The sequence below is a fragment of the Oliverpabstia intestinalis genome, from assembly GCF_009696065.1.
Classification (GTDB): Bacteria; Bacillota; Clostridia; order Lachnospirales; family Lachnospiraceae; genus Oliverpabstia; species Oliverpabstia intestinalis.
Window position 1 is genome coordinate 14,359 of sequence record NZ_VUMS01000009.1, and the last position, 19,059, is coordinate 33,417.

Here is a 19,059-nt window from a genome sequence, read left to right on the forward strand (position 1 = left end):
GCAGTCGGGGTACAGAACGGTTGCAACCGAGAAAAGGAGGCAGAACATATGAAACCGAAGATTCGCATGGTCGGACTGGATCTGGACGGAACGGTATTTAATAACAATAAAGAGATTACCACGCATACCAGAAGTGTGCTGAAAGAGGCGATCCGTCAGGGCTGCATCGTGCTTCCGGCCACCGGAAGACCGGAAATCGGACTTCCGGGTGCATTTTTGGAGATTCCCGGTGTGGAATACGCACTGACTTCCAACGGAGCCCGCATTATCCGTATTCCTTCCGGGGAGACGGTATATGAAGAACTGATTCCCTGGGAGGCCGCATTGCAGGTGATCGAAGTGATGAAACAGTGGGCAGGAGAATCATGCAACTGGGAAACATATTTTGCCGGTAATATTTATGTTGAGGAAGAAACGTATCATTTTGTGAAACATGAATCGATGAGTCCTGCGATGGAGCGGTACATCCGAAGTACCCGGACACGCCGGAAGTATCTGACAGAGAAGATCCGGGAGGAAAAGATCGGGATGGAAAAGTTGCATCTGATCTTTGCCGATACAAGAGAACGGAACTGCAGAGAGAAGGAACTGCAACAGATGTTTCCGAATCTGAGTATCTGCCATGCGACACCGTTTAATATTGAAATTATTTCCGGCAGGGCTGGAAAAGGGAACGCGCTGGTGGCACTGGGAAAGATCCTCGGTATCAAAAGGGAAGAAATCATGGCATGCGGCGATGCGCCAAACGACTGGAACATGCTTGAGATGGCCGGACTTCCGGTCGTGATGGAGAATGCAGATGAAGAGACGAAGAAAAAGGCAGCGTTTATCACAAAGTCGAATGAGGAAGACGGTGTTGCTTATGCTGTTGAACAGTTTGTGTTAAAAAATGGATGACAGATTTGCCTGAATGGCAGAAAACAGATTGGCTGCGGTATCAGGTATGGCAACGGGAAGAAAAAGGAAAAGCGAAGGAAAATGAGAAGCGAAGGAAAATGAGAAGAAACAGCACATACGGAAAATGAAAGGAGTTTATGCATGACTTTGAAACAACAACTTGGAAAGCTGAAATGTAAGAACTTTCTCTTCCTCACCATTGCAGGTATAGTGAATGCCTTCGGAGTCACGATGTTTATTGCCCCGGTGGATCTGTATGACAGCGGAATCTCCGGAACATCGATCCTGCTGTCACAGCTGACACCGGAATGGCTGTCACTGTCCTTCTTTTTGATGGTATTGAATATTCCTCTGTTTTTATACGGACTCAGAAAACAGGGTGTGGTATTTACCATCTATGCGATTTACACGGTGGTGGTCTATTCTTTCGGGGCATGCTGATCACAGATGTACTGCCGGTGGATGTAAGTATCGTATCGCCACTTGCCGGATCGGATCTGCTTCTCTGCGCTATTTTTGGCGGGCTGATCTCCGGTATCGGAAGTGGTATGGCGATTCGGTTTGGAGGAGCGATGGACGGCATCGAAGTTCTCGCCGTCATCTTTGCAAAACGGCTGGGAATCACGGTGGGTACGTTTGTGATGGCATATAATCTGGTACTGTATATTATCTGTGGATTTGTGATTCACCGCTGGATCCTTCCACTGTACTCGATCGTAACCTACGGGGCAGCGCTGAAGACAGTGGACTTTATTGTGGAAGGTCTGGATCGATCCAAAGCGGCTACAATCGTCACGGTGCATCCGGATGAGGTCTGCGCGGCACTCTCCGAAGCCTTTGAGTGTGGGATGACGATCACCGAGGCGAAGGGATATTATTCGGATTCCCCGAAGACAGTGGAGTACATCGTGGTAAACCGTTTTCAGGTTGGGAAGATGAAAGAACTGGTTCATGAAAATGATCGCTCCGCTTATATCTCGATTGCAGAAATTGCGGATGTGTATGGAGCAAATACGGACAAAGTCTGAAACGACAAAAATATCATTGAGGATTGTGATAGTATGAAGTACGGAACAATCCGGTATCAAAGGGGTCAAAATACCTTTTGCCCCCAACATCATATCATTATTATAAACAGAAAGTGAAAAAAATATGGATGGAAACATTCTTTTGTGGATACAGGATCACTTCCGCTGGGAGGGCATGAACTGGTTCTGGAAAGGAATCACATCCCTGGGAAACGGTGGATGGTTCTGGATCGTATTATGTATCCTGATGGTTGTACTTGCCAAAATCTCCGGAGAAAAATGTTCAATAAAAAATGAAAACTGTTTCCGGGCAGTAATCGGAAGAGCCGGCTGGTATGGTCTGTTGTCGATGGGAGCCGGTGCACTGATCACCAATGTGTGTCTGAAAAATCTGGTAGCACGTCCCCGCCCCTATGAAGTGGTAGAGGGACTGGTGCCGCTGATCGGCAAACCGACGGATTATTCATTCCCGTCGGGACATACCTGTGCATCGTTTGCCTGTGCGCTGGTGTTGTACCGGATTCTACCGAAAAAATACGGTGTACCTGCAGTGATCCTGGCATCACTGATCGCATTTTCACGCCTGTATGTGGGTGTGCATTATCCAACCGATGTGCTGGGAGGCATGTTTGTCGGAATCTTTTCTTCCTGTCTGGTTCTGTGGATCGGAAAGAAGAGGACGAAGAAATAAGAAAATCTTAAAAGAAACGTAATTGTCTGCCCGTGTGGTGTTCTTTATAATAAGAGAGAAAAGAACGCCATCCGGGCAGAAAGAGGTTTAGAGGGGAATGGGAAAGAAAATATTGAAATTGTTACTGTATCTGATGGCAGTGGTCGGAGTGCTCATCTGGCTGGACAGTACAGTAGGACTGACGGAAGAAGGGGCATTGATTATTTTTGGCATTGCATTATTGATGTATTTTGTGATGAAACTGATCGGCTTTTTGACAAAGAGACACAGAATAAGAAGAGAAAGAGCGCGGAAAGCCAGAAGAAAACGTGAGTTGCGGGAAGTAAACAATTACAGGGTAAAACAGGAAATATCCGTTGCAGCGACAGCGGCATCACAGGCAAACCATCGGAAACAGCAAAAAATACATAATCAAAGCGGTCATAAATTTCATATGACACGGAAAAAAATAGTCTGGACCGTCGGTTTGCTGGTCACATTCTGCATCGTTGTGCTGGCAGGGAAAACCTGGATCCGGCAGCACGAGCAGATTCCGGAGAGCCTTCTTAACATGGAAGAAAAATATCCGGAGGCTACAGATTTTGTAAAAAATTATCCGAAGCGAAGACACTATCAGACTATAGATATTTCATCCGAAGTGGAAACTGCCAGAGAAAACAGTGAGATACCGTATTTTTTGCAGTGGGATGAACGCTGGGGGTATGAAACCTACGGCAGCGATTTCCTTGCTGTCACCGGCTGCGGTCCAACCTGCCTGTCCATGATCACCTGTGGTCTGACCGGCTCCGAAACATGGAATCCCCTGACCGTAGCTCAGTTTTCAGAAAAGGAGGGTTATTACGTACCGGGTGAAGGAACCTCCTGGTCGCTGATGACCGAAGGTGCCAACAACCTGGGCCTCACAGCAGAAAACATCCCGGTCACACAAGAAAACATCCTTGCCGCCCTGCGGTCCGGCATCCCCCTGATCTGTTCCATGTATCCGGGTGATTTTACCTACACGGGTCACTTTATCGTTCTGACCGGTATCGATGAAAACGGTGCAATTACCGTTAACGACCCAAACAGCCCCGCCAACACCCAAAAACACTGGTCCATGACCGAAATATTACCACAGATCCGTCAAAGCTGGGGATACCGTACCTGAACATACGGTATCCCTTTTTTGTATATAAAGATATGAGTGTCAAAAGGTCTTCTGCCACTCATTTGATACTACGGATTGCTCCGCAGCTTAGCTGTTCCCGCAATCCTCTCAATATTCGCAATTCGCTGATTGACTACGCAAATCGCTACCGCCTCTTTCGCTTCTGTCTGGAAAAAAAATAAAAATTATTAGCACTCCCTCTTGACGAGTGCTAAAATATGTGTTATATTGCAACTAGAACAAAGAAAACAATGTGTTCCAAAAGGAGGGACGCTTATGAATATCAGCAAATTTACGCAAAAATCATTGCAGGCTGTTCAAAATCTGGAAAAGACCGCATATGACTTCGGTAACCAGGAGATCGAGCAGGAACATTTACTGTACAATCTGCTTCATCAGGAAGATAGTCTGATCTTAAAGATGATTGAAAAGATGGAAATTAACAAAGAACATTTTCTGGACAACGTGGAAAATGCACTGAACGCCAGAGTCAAAGTATCCGGCGGACAGCAATATATCGGACAGTATCTGAACAAGGTACTGGTAAGCGGCGAAGACGAAGCCAAAGCCATGGGAGATGAATACGTTTCCGTAGAACATCTGTTTCTGGCAATGCTCCGTTATCCGAGCCCGAGTATCAAAAAACTGTTCCAGGAATATGGAATCACAAGAGAACGCTTTTTACAGGCGCTGAGCACTGTAAGAGGAAACCAGAGAGTTACTTCGGATAATCCGGAAGCAACTTACGATACACTGGAAAAATACGGTCAGGATTTGGTAGAGCGTGCGAGAAATCAGAAGCTGGATCCGGTCATCGGCCGTGACAGCGAGATTCGAAATGTGATTCGTATTCTTTCCAGAAAGACAAAAAACAATCCGGTACTGATCGGTGAGCCAGGTGTAGGTAAAACGGCAGCCGTAGAAGGACTGGCACAGCGAATCGTCCGTGGCGATGTACCGGAAGGTCTGAAAGATAAAACGATTTTTGCTCTGGATATGGGTGCACTGGTAGCCGGTGCAAAATACCGTGGTGAATTCGAGGAACGTCTGAAAGCCGTTCTGGAAGAAGTCAGAAAGAGCGAAGGTAAAATCATTCTGTTTATCGATGAACTGCATCTGATCGTCGGAGCAGGAAAAACCGACGGTGCGATGGATGCCGGCAACATGTTAAAACCGATGCTTGCCCGTGGAGAACTGCACTGTATCGGTGCTACCACACTGGATGAGTATCGCCAGTACATTGAAAAAGATGCCGCATTGGAACGTCGTTTCCAACCGGTAATGGTAGATGAACCTTCTGTAGAAGATACCATATCCATCCTTCGTGGACTGAAAGAGCGGTATGAGGTATACCATGGAGTAAAGATTACCGATGGTGCCCTCGTTGCAGCAGCTACACTTTCCAACCGTTATATCTCCGACCGATTCCTGCCGGATAAGGCTATCGATCTGGTAGATGAAGCCTGTGCACTGATCAAGACCGAACTGGATTCTCTTCCGGCAGAACTGGATGAGCAGCAACGTAAGATCATGCAGATGGAGATTGAGGAAGCAGCACTGAAAAAAGAGACCGACAAGCTAAGTCAGGAACGTCTGGCAGATCTGCAAAAAGAACTGGCAGAATATAAAGATGCATTTTCCGTACAGAAAGCACAGTGGGAGAATGAGAAACATTCTGTAGAGAAACTTTCCACATTGCGTGAACAGATTGAAGATCTGAATCGTCAGATCCAGGTGGCACAGCAGCAGTATGATCTGAATAAAGCAGCGGAACTGCAGTACGGCGAACTGCCGAAACTCCAAAAACAGTTGGAGATTGAAGAAGAGAAAGTGAAAAACGAGGATCTTTCTCTGGTACATGAGAGTGTTACCGATGAAGAAATTGCGAGAATTATTTCCCGTTGGACCGGTATCCCGGTGGCGAAACTGACCGAGGGAGAAAAAACGAAGATTCTAGGTCTTGAAGATGTCCTTCATAAACGTGTGATCGGACAGGATGAAGCGGTAACGAAAGTGACCGATGCGATCATCCGTTCTAAAGCCGGTATCAAAGATCCTACAAAACCGATCGGATCATTCCTGTTTCTTGGACCTACCGGTGTCGGTAAGACAGAACTTGCAAAAACTCTGGCACAGACGTTGTTTGATGATGAGAATAATATGGTGCGAATCGACATGAGCGAGTATATGGAGAAATATTCTGTATCCCGTCTGATCGGAGCACCTCCGGGATATGTAGGTTATGAAGAAGGAGGTCAGCTGACGGAAGCTGTCAGAAGAAAACCGTACTCGGTAGTACTGTTTGATGAGATTGAGAAAGCACATCCGGATGTATTTAACGTACTGTTACAGGTACTGGATGATGGCCGGATCACGGATTCTCAGGGACGTACCGTTGACTTCAAGAATACGATTCTGATCATGACTTCCAACATCGGTTCTTCCTATCTGCTGGATGGCATTGGGGAAGATGGAAGTATCAAACCGGAAGCAGCAGAGATGGTACAGAACGACCTGCGTGGGCATTTCCGACCGGAGTTTCTGAACCGTCTGGATGAGATCATTATGTTCAAACCATTGACCAAAGACAATATTGGTGGTATCGTAGACCTGTTAATGGCAGAGCTGAACAACCGTCTGGCAGATCAGGAGATTCATATCCGTCTGACAGCTGCGGCAAAGAACCACATCATCGAAGGTGGGTATGATCCGGTATATGGCGCACGTCCATTGAAACGTTATCTGCAGAAATATGTGGAAACACTGGCTGCAAAGATGATTCTTGGTGGAAAAGTCGGTCAGGATGATACAATCGTTCTGGATGTGACGGATGGTGAGTTGACAGCTTCTGTACAGTCTGTATAAAGGAGTTTTGAGATGATACCGAACGATCCGGTGATGTTGCTCAGTTATGTAAATACGCAGCTGAGAGATTATTATTCCAGTCTGGATGCTCTTTGTGAGGATAAGGGTATTGGAAAAGAAGAACTGGTGGAGAAGATGAAGTCCATTGAGTATGTGTATGAGGTGGATCGAAATCAGTTTGTGTGATAAGGGAAGCATTCCTGCAAAAAAAGTAGGAGTGCTTCTTTTTTTGATAAGCCATTTAAACAAAGTATTGACAGAAAGTTAACATAGTGCTAATATACTTCTTGTATAAATTCCATAGTAACATATCAAGTGCACCTGCGAACATAGTTCGTCGGTGAGAGAGGGAATCAGGTGTGAGTCCTGAGCGATCCGGTCACTGTAATCAGGGAGGAAAGCCCGGTAGGATCCATTGTACCGCAAGGTATGAGAAGGAGGGCCGACTGTTGATCTGTAAGTCAGGAAACCTGCTTGTATGTCGTAAGGTTAAAACTTCCGAGTAAAGTTTTACATCCTGTTTGTAGTAAAAATGAGATGTCAGCTTTCTGTCGGGGAAAAGACATCTTTTTTATATATTTACAAAAACACGAACTTATGGAATGATCGAAACAGGAGCGTAGTGTTTCGAGACCTTGACTATTTGAATTTATGCACGATTAAACGACAGGATGAACAGAATCCTGTTTCTGTAGATCTACTGTATCATTTACCTCCGCAACCAAGTGATATAGATTCCTCTTGGATCTTGTGCAGAAGCAGGATGGTTTCATCCGGTTAGCCTTGAAAATGGAAGCCTGAAAAGGCTTCTTTTTTTGTGCTTTTCATGTGAAAAATCTGCAACATATGGCTGCATAGAAAAATAACTTTTGCAATTGAAAGCACCGGAACTTCATGGTACACTGAGATAGTAAAGTAACTGTAAAAACAGCTACGGAAAACAAAAATGGAGGCAATAAAATGGAGGGTTTTACAACGAAAAAACAGCAGTTTGCAACGGTATGGAAGATGCATACTGCAGGCGATGCACAGTGGTATCCGGCGCAGGTTCCGGGAACTGTGTATACAGATCTGTTAAGAAACGGACAGATGGAAGATCCGTTCTGGAAGGACAATGAATACAGAGCACTGGATCTGATGGAAAAAGATTATGAGTATGAGACCGTGTTTGAGGGAACCGAAGCACAGGAAGGCGAGAGACAGTGGCTTCGCTTTGAAGGTTTGGATACGATCTGTGATATCTATCTGAATGAAGAAAAAATCGGTAATACATATAACATGCACAGAACCTGGGAGTTTGATGTAACAGGAAAGGTGAAAGCAGGAGAAAATATCCTGCGTGTGTATTTCCATTCTCCGCTGGAGTATATTAAAGAAGCTTACGAAAAACAGCCGACACACGGAAGTGAAGATGCGATGGATGGCTTTGTGCATATCCGCAAAGCACACTGCATGTTCGGATGGGACTGGGGTGCTCATCTGCCGGATGCGGGAATCTTTCGTCCGGTATATCTGCTGACGATGACCGAAGGCAGAATAGACAGCGTGTATATCCGTCAGGAACACGAAGAGGGAAAAGTAACCCTGCATTTTGATGTGAGCAGAAACCCGAAAGAGGATCTCAGAAAAGAGATCCCGGTGGGAAAAGAGGCAGATGGCTATACCTATGAAGTAACTGTGACAGCACCGGATGGTACAAAGATCATTGCAAAAGATACCCCGGAGGATCTGGTGATCGAACAGCCGAAGCTCTGGTGGCCAAACGGTGTGGGCGAACAGCCATTATATGAAGTGAACGTAACGCTGGCAAAAGACGGACAGCCGGTGGACAGATGGACAAGAAAGATTGGTCTTCGCACGATGACGATGGATATTCATCCGGATGAGTGGGGCGAGAGTTTTGCTCATCAGGTGAACGGAAAGGATATCTTTGCCATGGGTGCAGACTATATCCCGGAAGATCATCTCCTGGGGCGTGTGACACCGGAAACTACAAGAAAACTGTTGGAACAGTGTAAGGCAGCCAACTTTAACGCAGTCCGCGTATGGGGCGGCGGTTACTATCCGGAAGACTGGTTCTATGATCTGTGTGATGAACTGGGACTGATGGTATGGCAGGACTTTATGTTTGCATGTGCAGTCTATGATTTGACACCGGACTTTGAGGCGAATATCCGGGAAGAATTTATTGATAATGTAAAAAGATTACGTCATCACGCATCCCTGGGACTGTGGTGTGGTAACAATGAGATGGAAATGTTTGTAAAACAGGGCGAGTGGGTAACCAAACCGAGCGAGGTGCGCGATTATCTCTTCATGTACGAGCGCGTGATTCCGGAGATTCTAAAAAAATACGATCCGGAAACCTTCTACTGGCCTGCAAGTCCGTCTTCCGGCGGATGCTTCGATGATCCGTCAGATCCGAACCGTGGAGATGTGCATTACTGGGATGTATGGCATGGAAACAAGCCGTTCTCGGATTACCGGAATTACTATTTCCGCTATGCAAGTGAATTTGGATTCCAGTCCTTCCCGTCTTTTGAGACAATCAAAACTTTTACCGATGATCCGGCAGACTGGAACATTTTCTCTTATGTTATGGAAAAACATCAGAGAAATGCAGGCGCAAACGGAAAAATCCTGAATTATCTACAGCAGACATTCCGCTATCCAACCGAATTTACCACGTTATTATATGCTTCCCAGATGTTGCAGGCAGAAGCTATCAAGTACGGGGTGGAACATTTCCGAAGAAACAGGGGCAGATGTATGGGTGCGATCTACTGGCAGTTAAATGACTGCTGGCCGGTAGCTTCCTGGGCATCGGTAGATTATGAGGGAAGATGGAAAGCCCTGCATTATTATGCAAAACGGTTCTTTGCACCGGTGATGGTATCCTGTGAAGAACAGAACTGGATGACTGCGGAAGCGAATATGAACCGTGAACATTTTGTATATGAAAAATCTATCCGCCTGAATGTGACCAACGAGACCCTGGAAGATAAGAAAGTTCTGGTAAAATGGGCACTTCGAAACGCCGATGCATCTGTTGTGAAAGCAGAGGAGCGAGAAGTAACGGTGCCGGCACTTTCCAGTGTATGGCTGGATAAAGAAGAATACCCGGATGTGGATGTATTCGGCCAGTATGTAAGCTATGAGGCATGGGAGGGTGATACCTGCATCTCTGAGGGCAGCGTGATCTTCTCTTATCCGAAGTACTTCCATTATCTGGATCCGCAGCTGTCATATCGGATCGAGGGAGACGAGATCGTAGTCAGCGCGAAAGCCTACGCGAAAGGCGTGGAGATCCTGAATCTGTCCGAAGATCTGATCCTGTCGGACAACTATTTTGATATGAGTGCGGGAGAAAAGAGGGTAAAGATTCTTGGCAAAGCATCAAGAAAAGTGGAAGCCCCTGCAGACTGGGAGAACCAGGTAAAAGAGCAGCTTGCGGACGGTCTGAAACTGCGAAGCGTTTACGATATTCGGTAAAAGATGTTGGGGCAAAAAGCATTTTGCCCCTTTGATACCGGATTGCTCCGTACTTTGTACTCCCGCAATCCTCAAAAACATTCGTAATCCGCTCATTTTTCTTCGGAAAATGGCTACTTACTCATGTTTTGGCGGATCCCAAGTTCATAAATCTTCGTGCAAGCAAGCTTGCGTCAGATTTCCGAACTTTTGATCCTGGTATCAACAAAAACCTTGACAAAAGAAAAAAAGCCTACTATAGTAATGTCAGCCGAAACTGTTTCAAAAACAGGAAGAGGTACAGAGAAAAAGGTAGTGACAAAGAGGAGTAGATATTGTACCCCGTAAAGAGAGGGAACTTCGTGGCTGTGAGAGATCCCCGGCAGACAATATCGAAGGTAGCTTTGGAACCGGAAGACTGAACGTTTTTGATTGTAACTGTGAAGATGCTGAACAGTTACCGTTTTCAGACAGAAAATCAGTAAGCTTTCACGGCTGATCCCCGTTATCGGATAATGAGATGTATGGAACGCTTGTTGTTTCATATAAGCAAGGTGGTAACGCGAGACATTCGCCCTTCACACAGATGAGAACATCTGAGTGGAGGGCGTTTCTAATCTTCAAAAAGACAAAGGAGACAACCATGAGTAAAGAACTGGCAAAGACTTACGATCCGAAAGGACTCGAAGACCGTTTATACCAGAAATGGCTGGACAGCGGCTATTTTCATGCAAAAGTAAACAAAGCGAAGAAACCATTTACCATTGTTATGCCGCCGCCAAACGTAACAGGACAGCTGCATATGGGCCATGCACTGGATGAGACTATGCAGGATATCCTGATCCGTTTCAAGAGGATGCAGGGATACGAAGCACTGTGGCAGCCGGGAACCGACCATGCGGCAATCGCTACAGAGGTTAAGGTTATCAACAAATTAAAAGAACAGGGCATCGACAAAAACGAGATCGGAAGAGAAGAATTCTTAAAACATGCCTGGGCATGGAAAGAAGAGTACGGCGGAAAGATTATTAACCAGCTGAAAAAACTGGGCGCATCTGCGGACTGGGAAAGAGAGCGTTTCACGATGGACGAAGGATGTTCCAAAGCGGTGCAGGAAGTATTTATCCGTCTGTACAACAAAGGATATATCTACAAAGGATCCCGTATCATCAACTGGTGTCCGGTATGCCAGACCTCTATCTCTGACGCGGAGGTAGAACATGAGGATCAGGACGGATTCTTCTGGCACATTAACTACCCGGTAGTTGGAGAAGAAGGAAAATTCGTAGAGATCGCAACGACCCGTCCGGAGACACTTCTGGGAGATACCGCAGTAGCGGTAAACCCGGAAGATGACAGATATAAAGATCTGGTAGGAAAGATGCTGAAACTGCCGCTGACCGACCGTGAGATTCCGGTGATCGCCGATGCGTATGTAGACAAAGAGTTCGGAACCGGATGTGTAAAGATCACACCGGCACATGACCCGAATGACTTTGAAGTAGGAAAACGTCATAATCTGGAAGAAATCAACATTCTGAACGATGATGCAACCATCAACGATCTGGGTGGAAAATATGCAGGCATGGATCGCTATGAAGCAAGAAAAGCTATGGTGAAAGATCTGGAAGATCTGGGACTGTTGGTAAAAGTAGTACCCCACAGTCACAGTGTAGGAACCCATGACCGTTGTGGTACAACCGTAGAGCCGATGATCAAACCACAGTGGTTTGTAAAGATGGACGAGATGGCAAAAGCAGCTATTGACACTTTGAAAGACGGCGATCTTCAGTTTGTTCCGGAACGTTTTGATAAGACTTATCTGCACTGGCTGGAAAACATCCGTGACTGGTGTATCTCCCGTCAGTTATGGTGGGGACACAGAATCCCGGCTTATTACTGTGATGACTGCGGTGAGACCGTAGTGGCAAAAGAGATGCCGAAGATCTGCCCGAAATGTGGAAAAAATCATTTCCATCAGGATGAAGATACTCTGGATACCTGGTTTTCCTCCGCATTGTGGCCATTTTCCACACTGGGCTGGCCGGACAACACCGAAGAGATGGAATATTTCTATCCGACAGATGTACTGGTAACCGGATACGATATCATTTTCTTCTGGGTTATCCGTATGGTATTCTCCGCTCTGGAACAGACCGGAAAAGCACCTTTCCATCACGTACTGATCCACGGTCTGGTAAGAGATTCACAGGGAAGAAAGATGAGTAAATCTCTGGGTAACGGTATCGATCCGCTGGAAGTCATCGACAAGTACGGAGCGGATGCCCTGCGTCTTACATTAATGACCGGTAATGCACCTGGTAATGATATGCGTTTTTACTGGGAGCGTGTAGAGTCCAGCAGAAACTTTGCAAACAAAGTCTGGAACGCTTCCCGTTTTATCATGATGAACCTGGAAAAAGCGGAAGTTCCGTCTTCTATGGATCTTGCAAACCTGACGGCTGCAGATAAGTGGATTCTGTGCAAGTTCAATGATGTGGCAAAAGACGTTACCGATAACATGGAAAAATTTGAACTGGGTATTGCTGTACAGAAAGTATATGACTTTATCTGGGAAGAATTCTGTGACTGGTACATCGAGATGGTAAAACCGCGTCTTTATAACGATGGGGATACCACAAAGGCAGCAGCACTGTGGACACTGAAAACGGTTCTTGGCGGTGCACTGAAACTGCTGCATCCGTACATGCCGTTTATCACAGAAGAAATTTACTGTACTTTGAATCCGGAAGAAGAATCCATTATGATCGCTTCCTGGCCGGAATGGAAAAAAGAGTGGGATTTCAAACAGGATGAAAAAGATGTTGAGATGATTAAAGAGGCAGTCAGAAGCATCCGCGGCGTACGTACCGAGATGAATGTACCGCCGAGCAAAAAAGCTACCGTATATGTAGTGGCAGAAGATGCATCTGTAAGAGAAACCTTTGAAAAGGGTAAAATCTTCTTTGCAACACTGGCATCCGCAAGTGAAGTTCTGGTACAGTCTGATAAGAGCGGTATCGCAGAAGATGCAGTATCTGCAGTAATTCCGCAGGCGGTAATCTATATTCCGTTTGCAGAACTGGTGGATATTGAAAAAGAGATCCAGCGTCTGGAAAAAGAGGAAGGACGTCTGGAAAAAGAATTGGCCCGTGTCAACGGTATGCTGAGTAACGAACATTTCATCAGCAAAGCCCCACAGGCCAAGATTGATGAGGAAAAAGGAAAGCTGGAAAAATACACACAGATGATGGAACAGGTAAAAGAAAGACTGGCACAGCTGCGGTAAGTTATGCGAGCAACGAGTCAAAGTCCATGCAATTACATGAGACACCGGTGAATGCCGCGATATCGGTTCGGAACATGTAGTGCGTGTTTCGAACCGATTTTGGGGGCGTATCTGAATACGATGAGATTTCAGGTACGCTTCTGTATTTACGCAGCAGATAGGAGCAGAAAAAAACATGAAAAAAATCAATCTGAAAAAACCTACCCGCAATCAGGTGATTCGGATCTGTAACTTGTTGTCTGTACCCCTGCAGTTTCTGGGGTGCTGTGTACTGTATCTGGTAATCGAGGCGCTTTCCCGTCATTCGCTGCGGGAAGCCTGGCAGTATATGACAGGAAGCCCTCTGATCTTTTTATACAATGCATTTTTAATTTTTACCACAAGCCTTGTGGTATATCTGTTTAAACACAGAATCCTTGCCAGAACTATCGTGGGATGTTTCTGGTTTATTCTGGGATGCGTGAACGGATTCTTACTGTTAAACCGTGTAACTCCATTTACCGGACCGGATCTGAAACTGATTAATGACGCAATGCGTATTCTGAACAAGTATCTGTCCCCGGGACTGGTGGTTGCCGTACTGGTCGGGCTTGGTGTCCTGCTGTTATTTTTCATCTGGATGTTCCGAAAAGGCTGGAAATTTCAGGGAAAGATGCGCTACTGGCTGAATATTCCGCTGATTGTTGCTGGTGTGGCAGCTTTTGCGTTGACAAGTAAGCTGGCGATTGATAATCGTCTGTTATCCACGTATTTTGGAAATATTGCGTATGCATATCAGGATTACGGTTATCCATACTGTCTGGCAGTTACAATTTTCGATACCGGAATCAATGAGCCGAACGGATATTCTAAAGCATTGATGGAAGATATCGTGAAAAGTGAAGGTGAGATCAAGGAAACCAAGAAAAAGAATACGGATGTCAACATCCTGTTTTTACAGCTGGAAACATTTATCGATCCGACCGAAGTGAATTTTCTTTCTTTTTCCGAGGATCCGATTCCGAACTTCCGAAAGTTAAGTGAGGAATATTCTTCCGGCTACTACAAAGTGCCGGCAGTAGGTGCGGGAACCGCGAATACGGAGTTTGAATCTATCACCGGTATGAGTCTTCATTATTTTGGGGCGGGAGAGTATCCGTATAAGACGATTCTGAAAGAGACGACCTGCGAGAGCGCAGCCTATGATCTTAAGAAGCTCGGTTACAGTACTCATGCGATCCATAACAATGAAGCGAATTTCTACGGAAGACGAACCGTATTTTCCAGACTTGGATTTGACACCTTTACTTCTGAGGAATATATGCCGGACATCAGTGATACCACACCGATGGGATGGGTGAAAGATCATATTCTGACTGATGAAATTTTTAAGGCCATGGAATCCACAGAAGGTCCGGATTATGTATATACGATCTCGGTACAGGGACATGGAGATTATCCAACCGAACCAGTACTTTCTGATCCGGAGATCAAAGTAACGGGAGCGGAATCTGAAGAGAAAAATAATGCATGGGAATATTATGTAAATCAGCTTCACGAGATGGATCAGTTTGTCAAAGAACTGACGGATCGTCTCTCTGAATTGGATGAGCGGGTGGTTCTCGTTATGTATGGAGATCATCTGCCGACCATGGATCTGAAAGTGGAGGACATGAAAAACCGTTATCTGTTCCAGACAAAATATGTGATGTGGAGCAACTTCGACATGAAGAAAAAAGACAAAAACATTGCCGCTTACCAGATGGCAGCGGAAGTGTTTAATCGTCTGGGGATTCATGAGGGAACGGTCTTTAACTATCATCAGACCAGAAAAGGAAGCAGGAATTATCAGCTGGATCTGCAGGCATTGCAGTATGATATCCTGTATGGAAAACAGTATGTTTACGGTGGTGAGAATCCGTTTGAGGCAACAAAGATGCAGCTTGGGATCTATCCTGCAACACTGGAACGGCTGGAGTCCATCGGAAATGGAAGCTATTATGTCTATGGAACCAATTTTACGGCAGCGAGCAGACTGGAGATTAACAAAGAACTGCAGGAAACACAGTACATCAGTCCGACACAGCTGCTGGTGCAGAATGTGGAACTGGCAGATGGCGATCAGGTGTCAGTTGCGACACAGAGTAACAGTTCCACAAAGAAAGTGCTGTCACGAACCGATTATCTTACATACAATGAGGATAATGGAGAACTGATGTCACAGGAAAACTATCAGGCAAAAAAATCAGCAAAAGCGATGCTTGAGCGGCTGAAGGAACAGCATGCAGAGAAAACAGAGGATGACGGGCAGGCAGCGGAAGAAACGCCAACAGAGGAAACAACACCGGAACTGTCTCTGACACCGGCACCTGCGTCCACACCGGAATCCTGAGAAAAGACCGGCTTCCGGTATTACGGAAACTGGAAAAAGTCAAAAGTTGCGACATAATTTACTTGATTATTACCACCACTATTATATAATGGAAAGTACCGGGAAACCGGACAAATACATTAGATAAAGTGGTGGTAATTTTGAATTATAGAGAAATCGTAGATTATATTGAAGAGATACCGAAGTTTACATCGAAAAATCCGCTGGATCACACGAAGGCACTGCTGAAGTGTCTGGGCGATCCCCAGAATCAGATGCAGGTGATCCATGTGGCGGGAACCAATGGAAAAGGAAGCGTCTGTGCATATCTGGATTCCATGCTCCGGGCAGGAGGTTACAAAGTTGGTTTATTTACTTCGCCACATCTGGTAAAGATCAATGAACGTTTTAAAATCAACGGAGAGATGATTTCCGATGAACGGTTTGTAAAAGTTTTTGAAGAAGTACAGAAGATTATTAAAAAGGCACAGGAAGACGGACTGGATCACCCGAGCTATTTTGAGACACTGTTTCTGATGGGAATGGTTGTTTTTAAAGAAGCAGATGTGGATTATGTGGTTCTGGAGACCGGCCTTGGTGGAAGACTAGATGCGACCAACACTGTAGATCATCCGCTGGCATGCATCATTACTTCTATCAGTCTGGATCATGTGGAATATCTGGGAGACACCATCGGAAAAATTGCCGGTGAAAAGGCAGGAATCATCAAACCACAGGTTCCGGTGATCTATGACGGACATCAGCCGGAGGCTTCCGAAGTGATTGAAAAACGTGCCAACGAACTGGGTTCCCCGGCATTTGCACTGACCGAGGACATGTATGAAATGCAGAAAAATACAAGAGAGGGCATTGATTTTTCCTTTCATTGTAAGTATTATAATACTGTTCAACTGTCGATTCCATATATTGCACCGTACCAGATGATGAATGCATCGCTGGCGTTTTTCACGATGGAACAGCTGCGGGATGTGCATAAGATTCCGTTGGAAAAGCTGATCGAGGGATTGAAAAATACGCACTGGGAAGGTCGTATGGAGACTGTTTTACCGGATGTGATCGTAGACGGGGCACACAATGCAGATGGTGTGGCGCGGTTTGTGGAGACGGCGTGTCATTTTGGAAAAGAACATCCGATTACGCTGTTATTTTCGGCAGTGGCTGATAAGGATTATGAAAAAATGATCCGTACAGTCAGCGAAAAGATCCGTCCGAGAGCAGTAGTTGCCACAGAAGTTGGCGGCAGCAGAGTTGTACCGGCTACGGAACTGGCAGAGTTTTTCAAGGAAGACGGATGTGAACAGGTGATCGCCGAGGCAAATGTAGGAGAGGCATTTGAAAAAGCGTTGTCTTTAAAGGGCGATGGAATGTTATTCTGCGTTGGATCTCTTTATCTGGTAGGTGAGATCAAGGAGTACCTTCAGAAGAATCCAGAAGCATAGGAGAGAAAAGAATGATTAATTACGAAGAGGAATTGAAAAAATTCAAACCCTGTCTTGATGTGGACGAGATCGAGAGTGCGGTATATACACGGGATCTGACCGATATCGTGGATATCCTGCAGGAGATGCTGAAAACAGAGAAAAAAGACCGGAAAGAATAAGGGGTAAAACATGAATTGTATGAATTGCGGAGCTCCGATCGGAAAGTCGGATTACTGTACGAGCTGCGGCTTTCATGTGGAAGTACAGAAGAAAATCTGGCAGTTGTCCAATACCTATTACAATCTGGGACTGGACAAGGCACAGATCCGGGATCTGTCCGGAGCCATTGATCTGTTAAAACGCAGTCTGAAGTTTAACAAGCTGAATGTTCAGGCGAGAAACCTGCTGGGACTGGTATATTTTGAGACCGGTGAGGCAGTGGCAGCGTTGAGTGAATGGATCATCAGTAAAAATATCATGCCGGAGAATAACATCGCTTCCGAGTATATCGAACGGCTGCAGCAGAATGCCAACAAACTGGATGTGATCAATCAGACTATCAAAAAGTATAATGACAGTCTGCAATGCTGTCGCAAAGGCAGTGAGGATGTGGCGGTGATCCAGCTGAAAAAGATTCTGAATCAGAATCCGAAGCTGATCAAGGGATATCATCTGCTGGCCCTGATCTACCTGAAAAAAGAAGAATATGAAAAAGCAAGACGAATTCTGAAAAAAGCGGCGAAGATTGATAAGACAAACTCCACAACGCTGCGCTTTTTGCGGGAAGTAGACGAACAGACCGGAACAATTACCAGCCTGGAACCAAGAAGGTGGGCATTTGGTCTGCGTGAGAAGGAAGAAAAGGTTTCGGGTAATCAGTCGATTGCCTATCGGACAGAAAATGATGTGGTGATCCAGCCACCGACCTTCCGTGAAAGCTCCATGGCAGCGACACTGCTGAATCTTGGATTTGGTTTTCTGGTGGGGGCCTGTCTGGTATGGTTTTTGATGGTACCTGCAAACACACAGCGGATCAATAAAGCGGCAAACGAAAAAGTCGTAAGCTACAGCAACACTATGGCGACACAGTCTGCTGAGATGAATAAGCTCCAGGAACAGATTGACCAGTCTGAAGAGACGGTGGCATCTGCCCAGCAGCAGATTGAGGATGCCCAGAATCAGACAAGCAGTTATGAGAATCTGATTAAAGCATATGCCGCTTTTCAGAGTGGAAATTATACTTCGGCAGCGAATGTTCTGCAGAATGTGCAGGCAGATCTGCTGTCTGTAGATGCAAAAGAAATTTATGATTCAATTTACAAGAGTATCCAGTCAACGATGAAGAATAATCTGAAAAGTCAGGGTGAACAGGCATTTTATGCCAAGGATTATGAGACGGCAATTACAGATTTGAATCAGGCACTGGAGATGGATGACAGCGATTATGAAGTATTAAATCTGTTGGCGCATTCTTATCGGCTTGACGAACAGTATGATAAAGCAGTGGAGATTTTCCAGAAGATCGTAGACCAGTTTCCGGGAACAAAACGTGCTTCCACCGCACAGAAATATATTGATAACGGTGGAAAGGGATTTGACAGCGTTGGTCAGAAAAACAGTTCCGGAACAGGAACTGCACAGACACAGGATCAGACAGGGAATCAGGAGACTGTTTCACAGGATACTGCAGAACAAAGCAGTGCAGGTGATACGGCAGATACACAGAATACAGGCGAGACCGGGGCCGATCAGAACGGCAATGGAGGAGAAGCCGAAGGAACTTCCGGAGAAAACGGACAATAAGAGAAACCTCAAAACGGGGGAAATACAAAAGAATTTGTATTTCCCCCGTTTTTTTGTAAAGATAAGGAACCGTTAT

General features: G+C 45.6%; 13 protein-coding genes, 1 riboswitch and 1 other annotated feature. All 13 genes read left to right on the forward strand.

All coding sequences use genetic code 11. The features are described 5' to 3' along the window. Nucleotides 1–48: 48 nt before the first annotated feature. The 13 genes from FYJ57_RS05965 (at nt 49) to FYJ57_RS06015 (ending at nt 18,983) form a co-directional block, all read left to right on the forward strand. Nucleotides 49–897, forward strand: coding sequence for a Cof-type HAD-IIB family hydrolase (locus FYJ57_RS05965; RefSeq protein WP_205839926.1), 849 nt, complete (start codon nt 49–51; stop codon nt 895–897). Nucleotides 898–1,038: 141 nt separating this feature from the next. Continuing rightward, nucleotides 1,039–1,338 (forward strand): YitT family protein, encoded by a 300-nt coding sequence (locus FYJ57_RS15625; RefSeq protein ID WP_268878803.1) that lies wholly within the window; start codon nt 1,039–1,041, stop codon nt 1,336–1,338. Continuing rightward, on the forward strand, nt 1,332–1,925 hold the full coding sequence (locus FYJ57_RS15630; protein WP_268878804.1) for a YitT family protein: 594 nt from the start codon (nt 1,332–1,334) through the stop codon (nt 1,923–1,925). Before FYJ57_RS15625 ends, FYJ57_RS15630 begins: the two co-directional genes overlap by 7 nt. Before the next feature lie 124 nt (nt 1,926–2,049). Beyond that, nucleotides 2,050–2,616, forward strand: coding sequence for a phosphatase PAP2 family protein (locus tag FYJ57_RS05975; protein ID WP_154432026.1), 567 nt, complete (start codon nt 2,050–2,052; stop codon nt 2,614–2,616). 97 nt (nt 2,617–2,713) lie between these two features. Then, nucleotides 2,714–3,763 (forward strand): C39 family peptidase, encoded by a 1,050-nt coding sequence (locus FYJ57_RS05980; protein WP_235904452.1) that lies wholly within the window; start codon nt 2,714–2,716, stop codon nt 3,761–3,763. 276 nt (nt 3,764–4,039) lie between these two features. Next, the gene (clpB, locus tag FYJ57_RS05985; RefSeq protein ID WP_154432027.1) at nt 4,040–6,628 is read left to right on the forward strand and encodes an ATP-dependent chaperone ClpB; all 2,589 of its coding nucleotides are present in this window, start codon (nt 4,040–4,042) and stop codon (nt 6,626–6,628) included. 12 nt (nt 6,629–6,640) lie between these two features. After that, nucleotides 6,641–6,814 (forward strand): DUF4250 domain-containing protein, encoded by a 174-nt coding sequence (locus FYJ57_RS05990; RefSeq protein WP_022172045.1) that lies wholly within the window; start codon nt 6,641–6,643, stop codon nt 6,812–6,814. A 110-nt stretch (nt 6,815–6,924) separates the two neighbouring features. Next, nucleotides 6,925–7,119: riboswitch (cobalamin riboswitch) on the forward strand. 469 nt (nt 7,120–7,588) lie between these two features. Next, complete coding sequence (locus FYJ57_RS05995; RefSeq protein ID WP_154432028.1) at nt 7,589–10,120, forward strand: beta-mannosidase; 2,532 nt, start codon at nt 7,589–7,591, stop codon at nt 10,118–10,120. Between the two features lie 285 nt (nt 10,121–10,405). Beyond that, nucleotides 10,406–10,681, forward strand: a binding site (T-box leader). Nucleotides 10,682–10,742: 61 nt separating this feature from the next. Continuing rightward, on the forward strand, nt 10,743–13,388 hold the full coding sequence (locus FYJ57_RS06000) for a valine--tRNA ligase (RefSeq protein ID WP_154432029.1): 2,646 nt from the start codon (nt 10,743–10,745) through the stop codon (nt 13,386–13,388). Between the two features lie 175 nt (nt 13,389–13,563). Beyond that, on the forward strand, nt 13,564–15,759 hold the full coding sequence (locus FYJ57_RS06005; RefSeq protein WP_154432030.1) for an LTA synthase family protein: 2,196 nt from the start codon (nt 13,564–13,566) through the stop codon (nt 15,757–15,759). A 131-nt stretch (nt 15,760–15,890) separates the two neighbouring features. Beyond that, nucleotides 15,891–17,198, forward strand: coding sequence for a bifunctional folylpolyglutamate synthase/dihydrofolate synthase (locus tag FYJ57_RS06010; RefSeq protein ID WP_328597440.1), 1,308 nt, complete (start codon nt 15,891–15,893; stop codon nt 17,196–17,198). 11 nt (nt 17,199–17,209) lie between these two features. Next, nucleotides 17,210–17,359, forward strand: a complete 150-nt coding sequence (locus tag FYJ57_RS15115) for a hypothetical protein (protein WP_022172050.1) — start codon at nt 17,210–17,212, stop codon at nt 17,357–17,359. Nucleotides 17,360–17,369: 10 nt separating this feature from the next. Then, entirely contained in the window at nt 17,370–18,983 is a 1,614-nt protein-coding gene (locus FYJ57_RS06015) for a tetratricopeptide repeat protein (protein WP_154432032.1), read from the forward strand. The last annotated feature ends 76 nt before the right edge of the window (nt 18,984–19,059 follow it).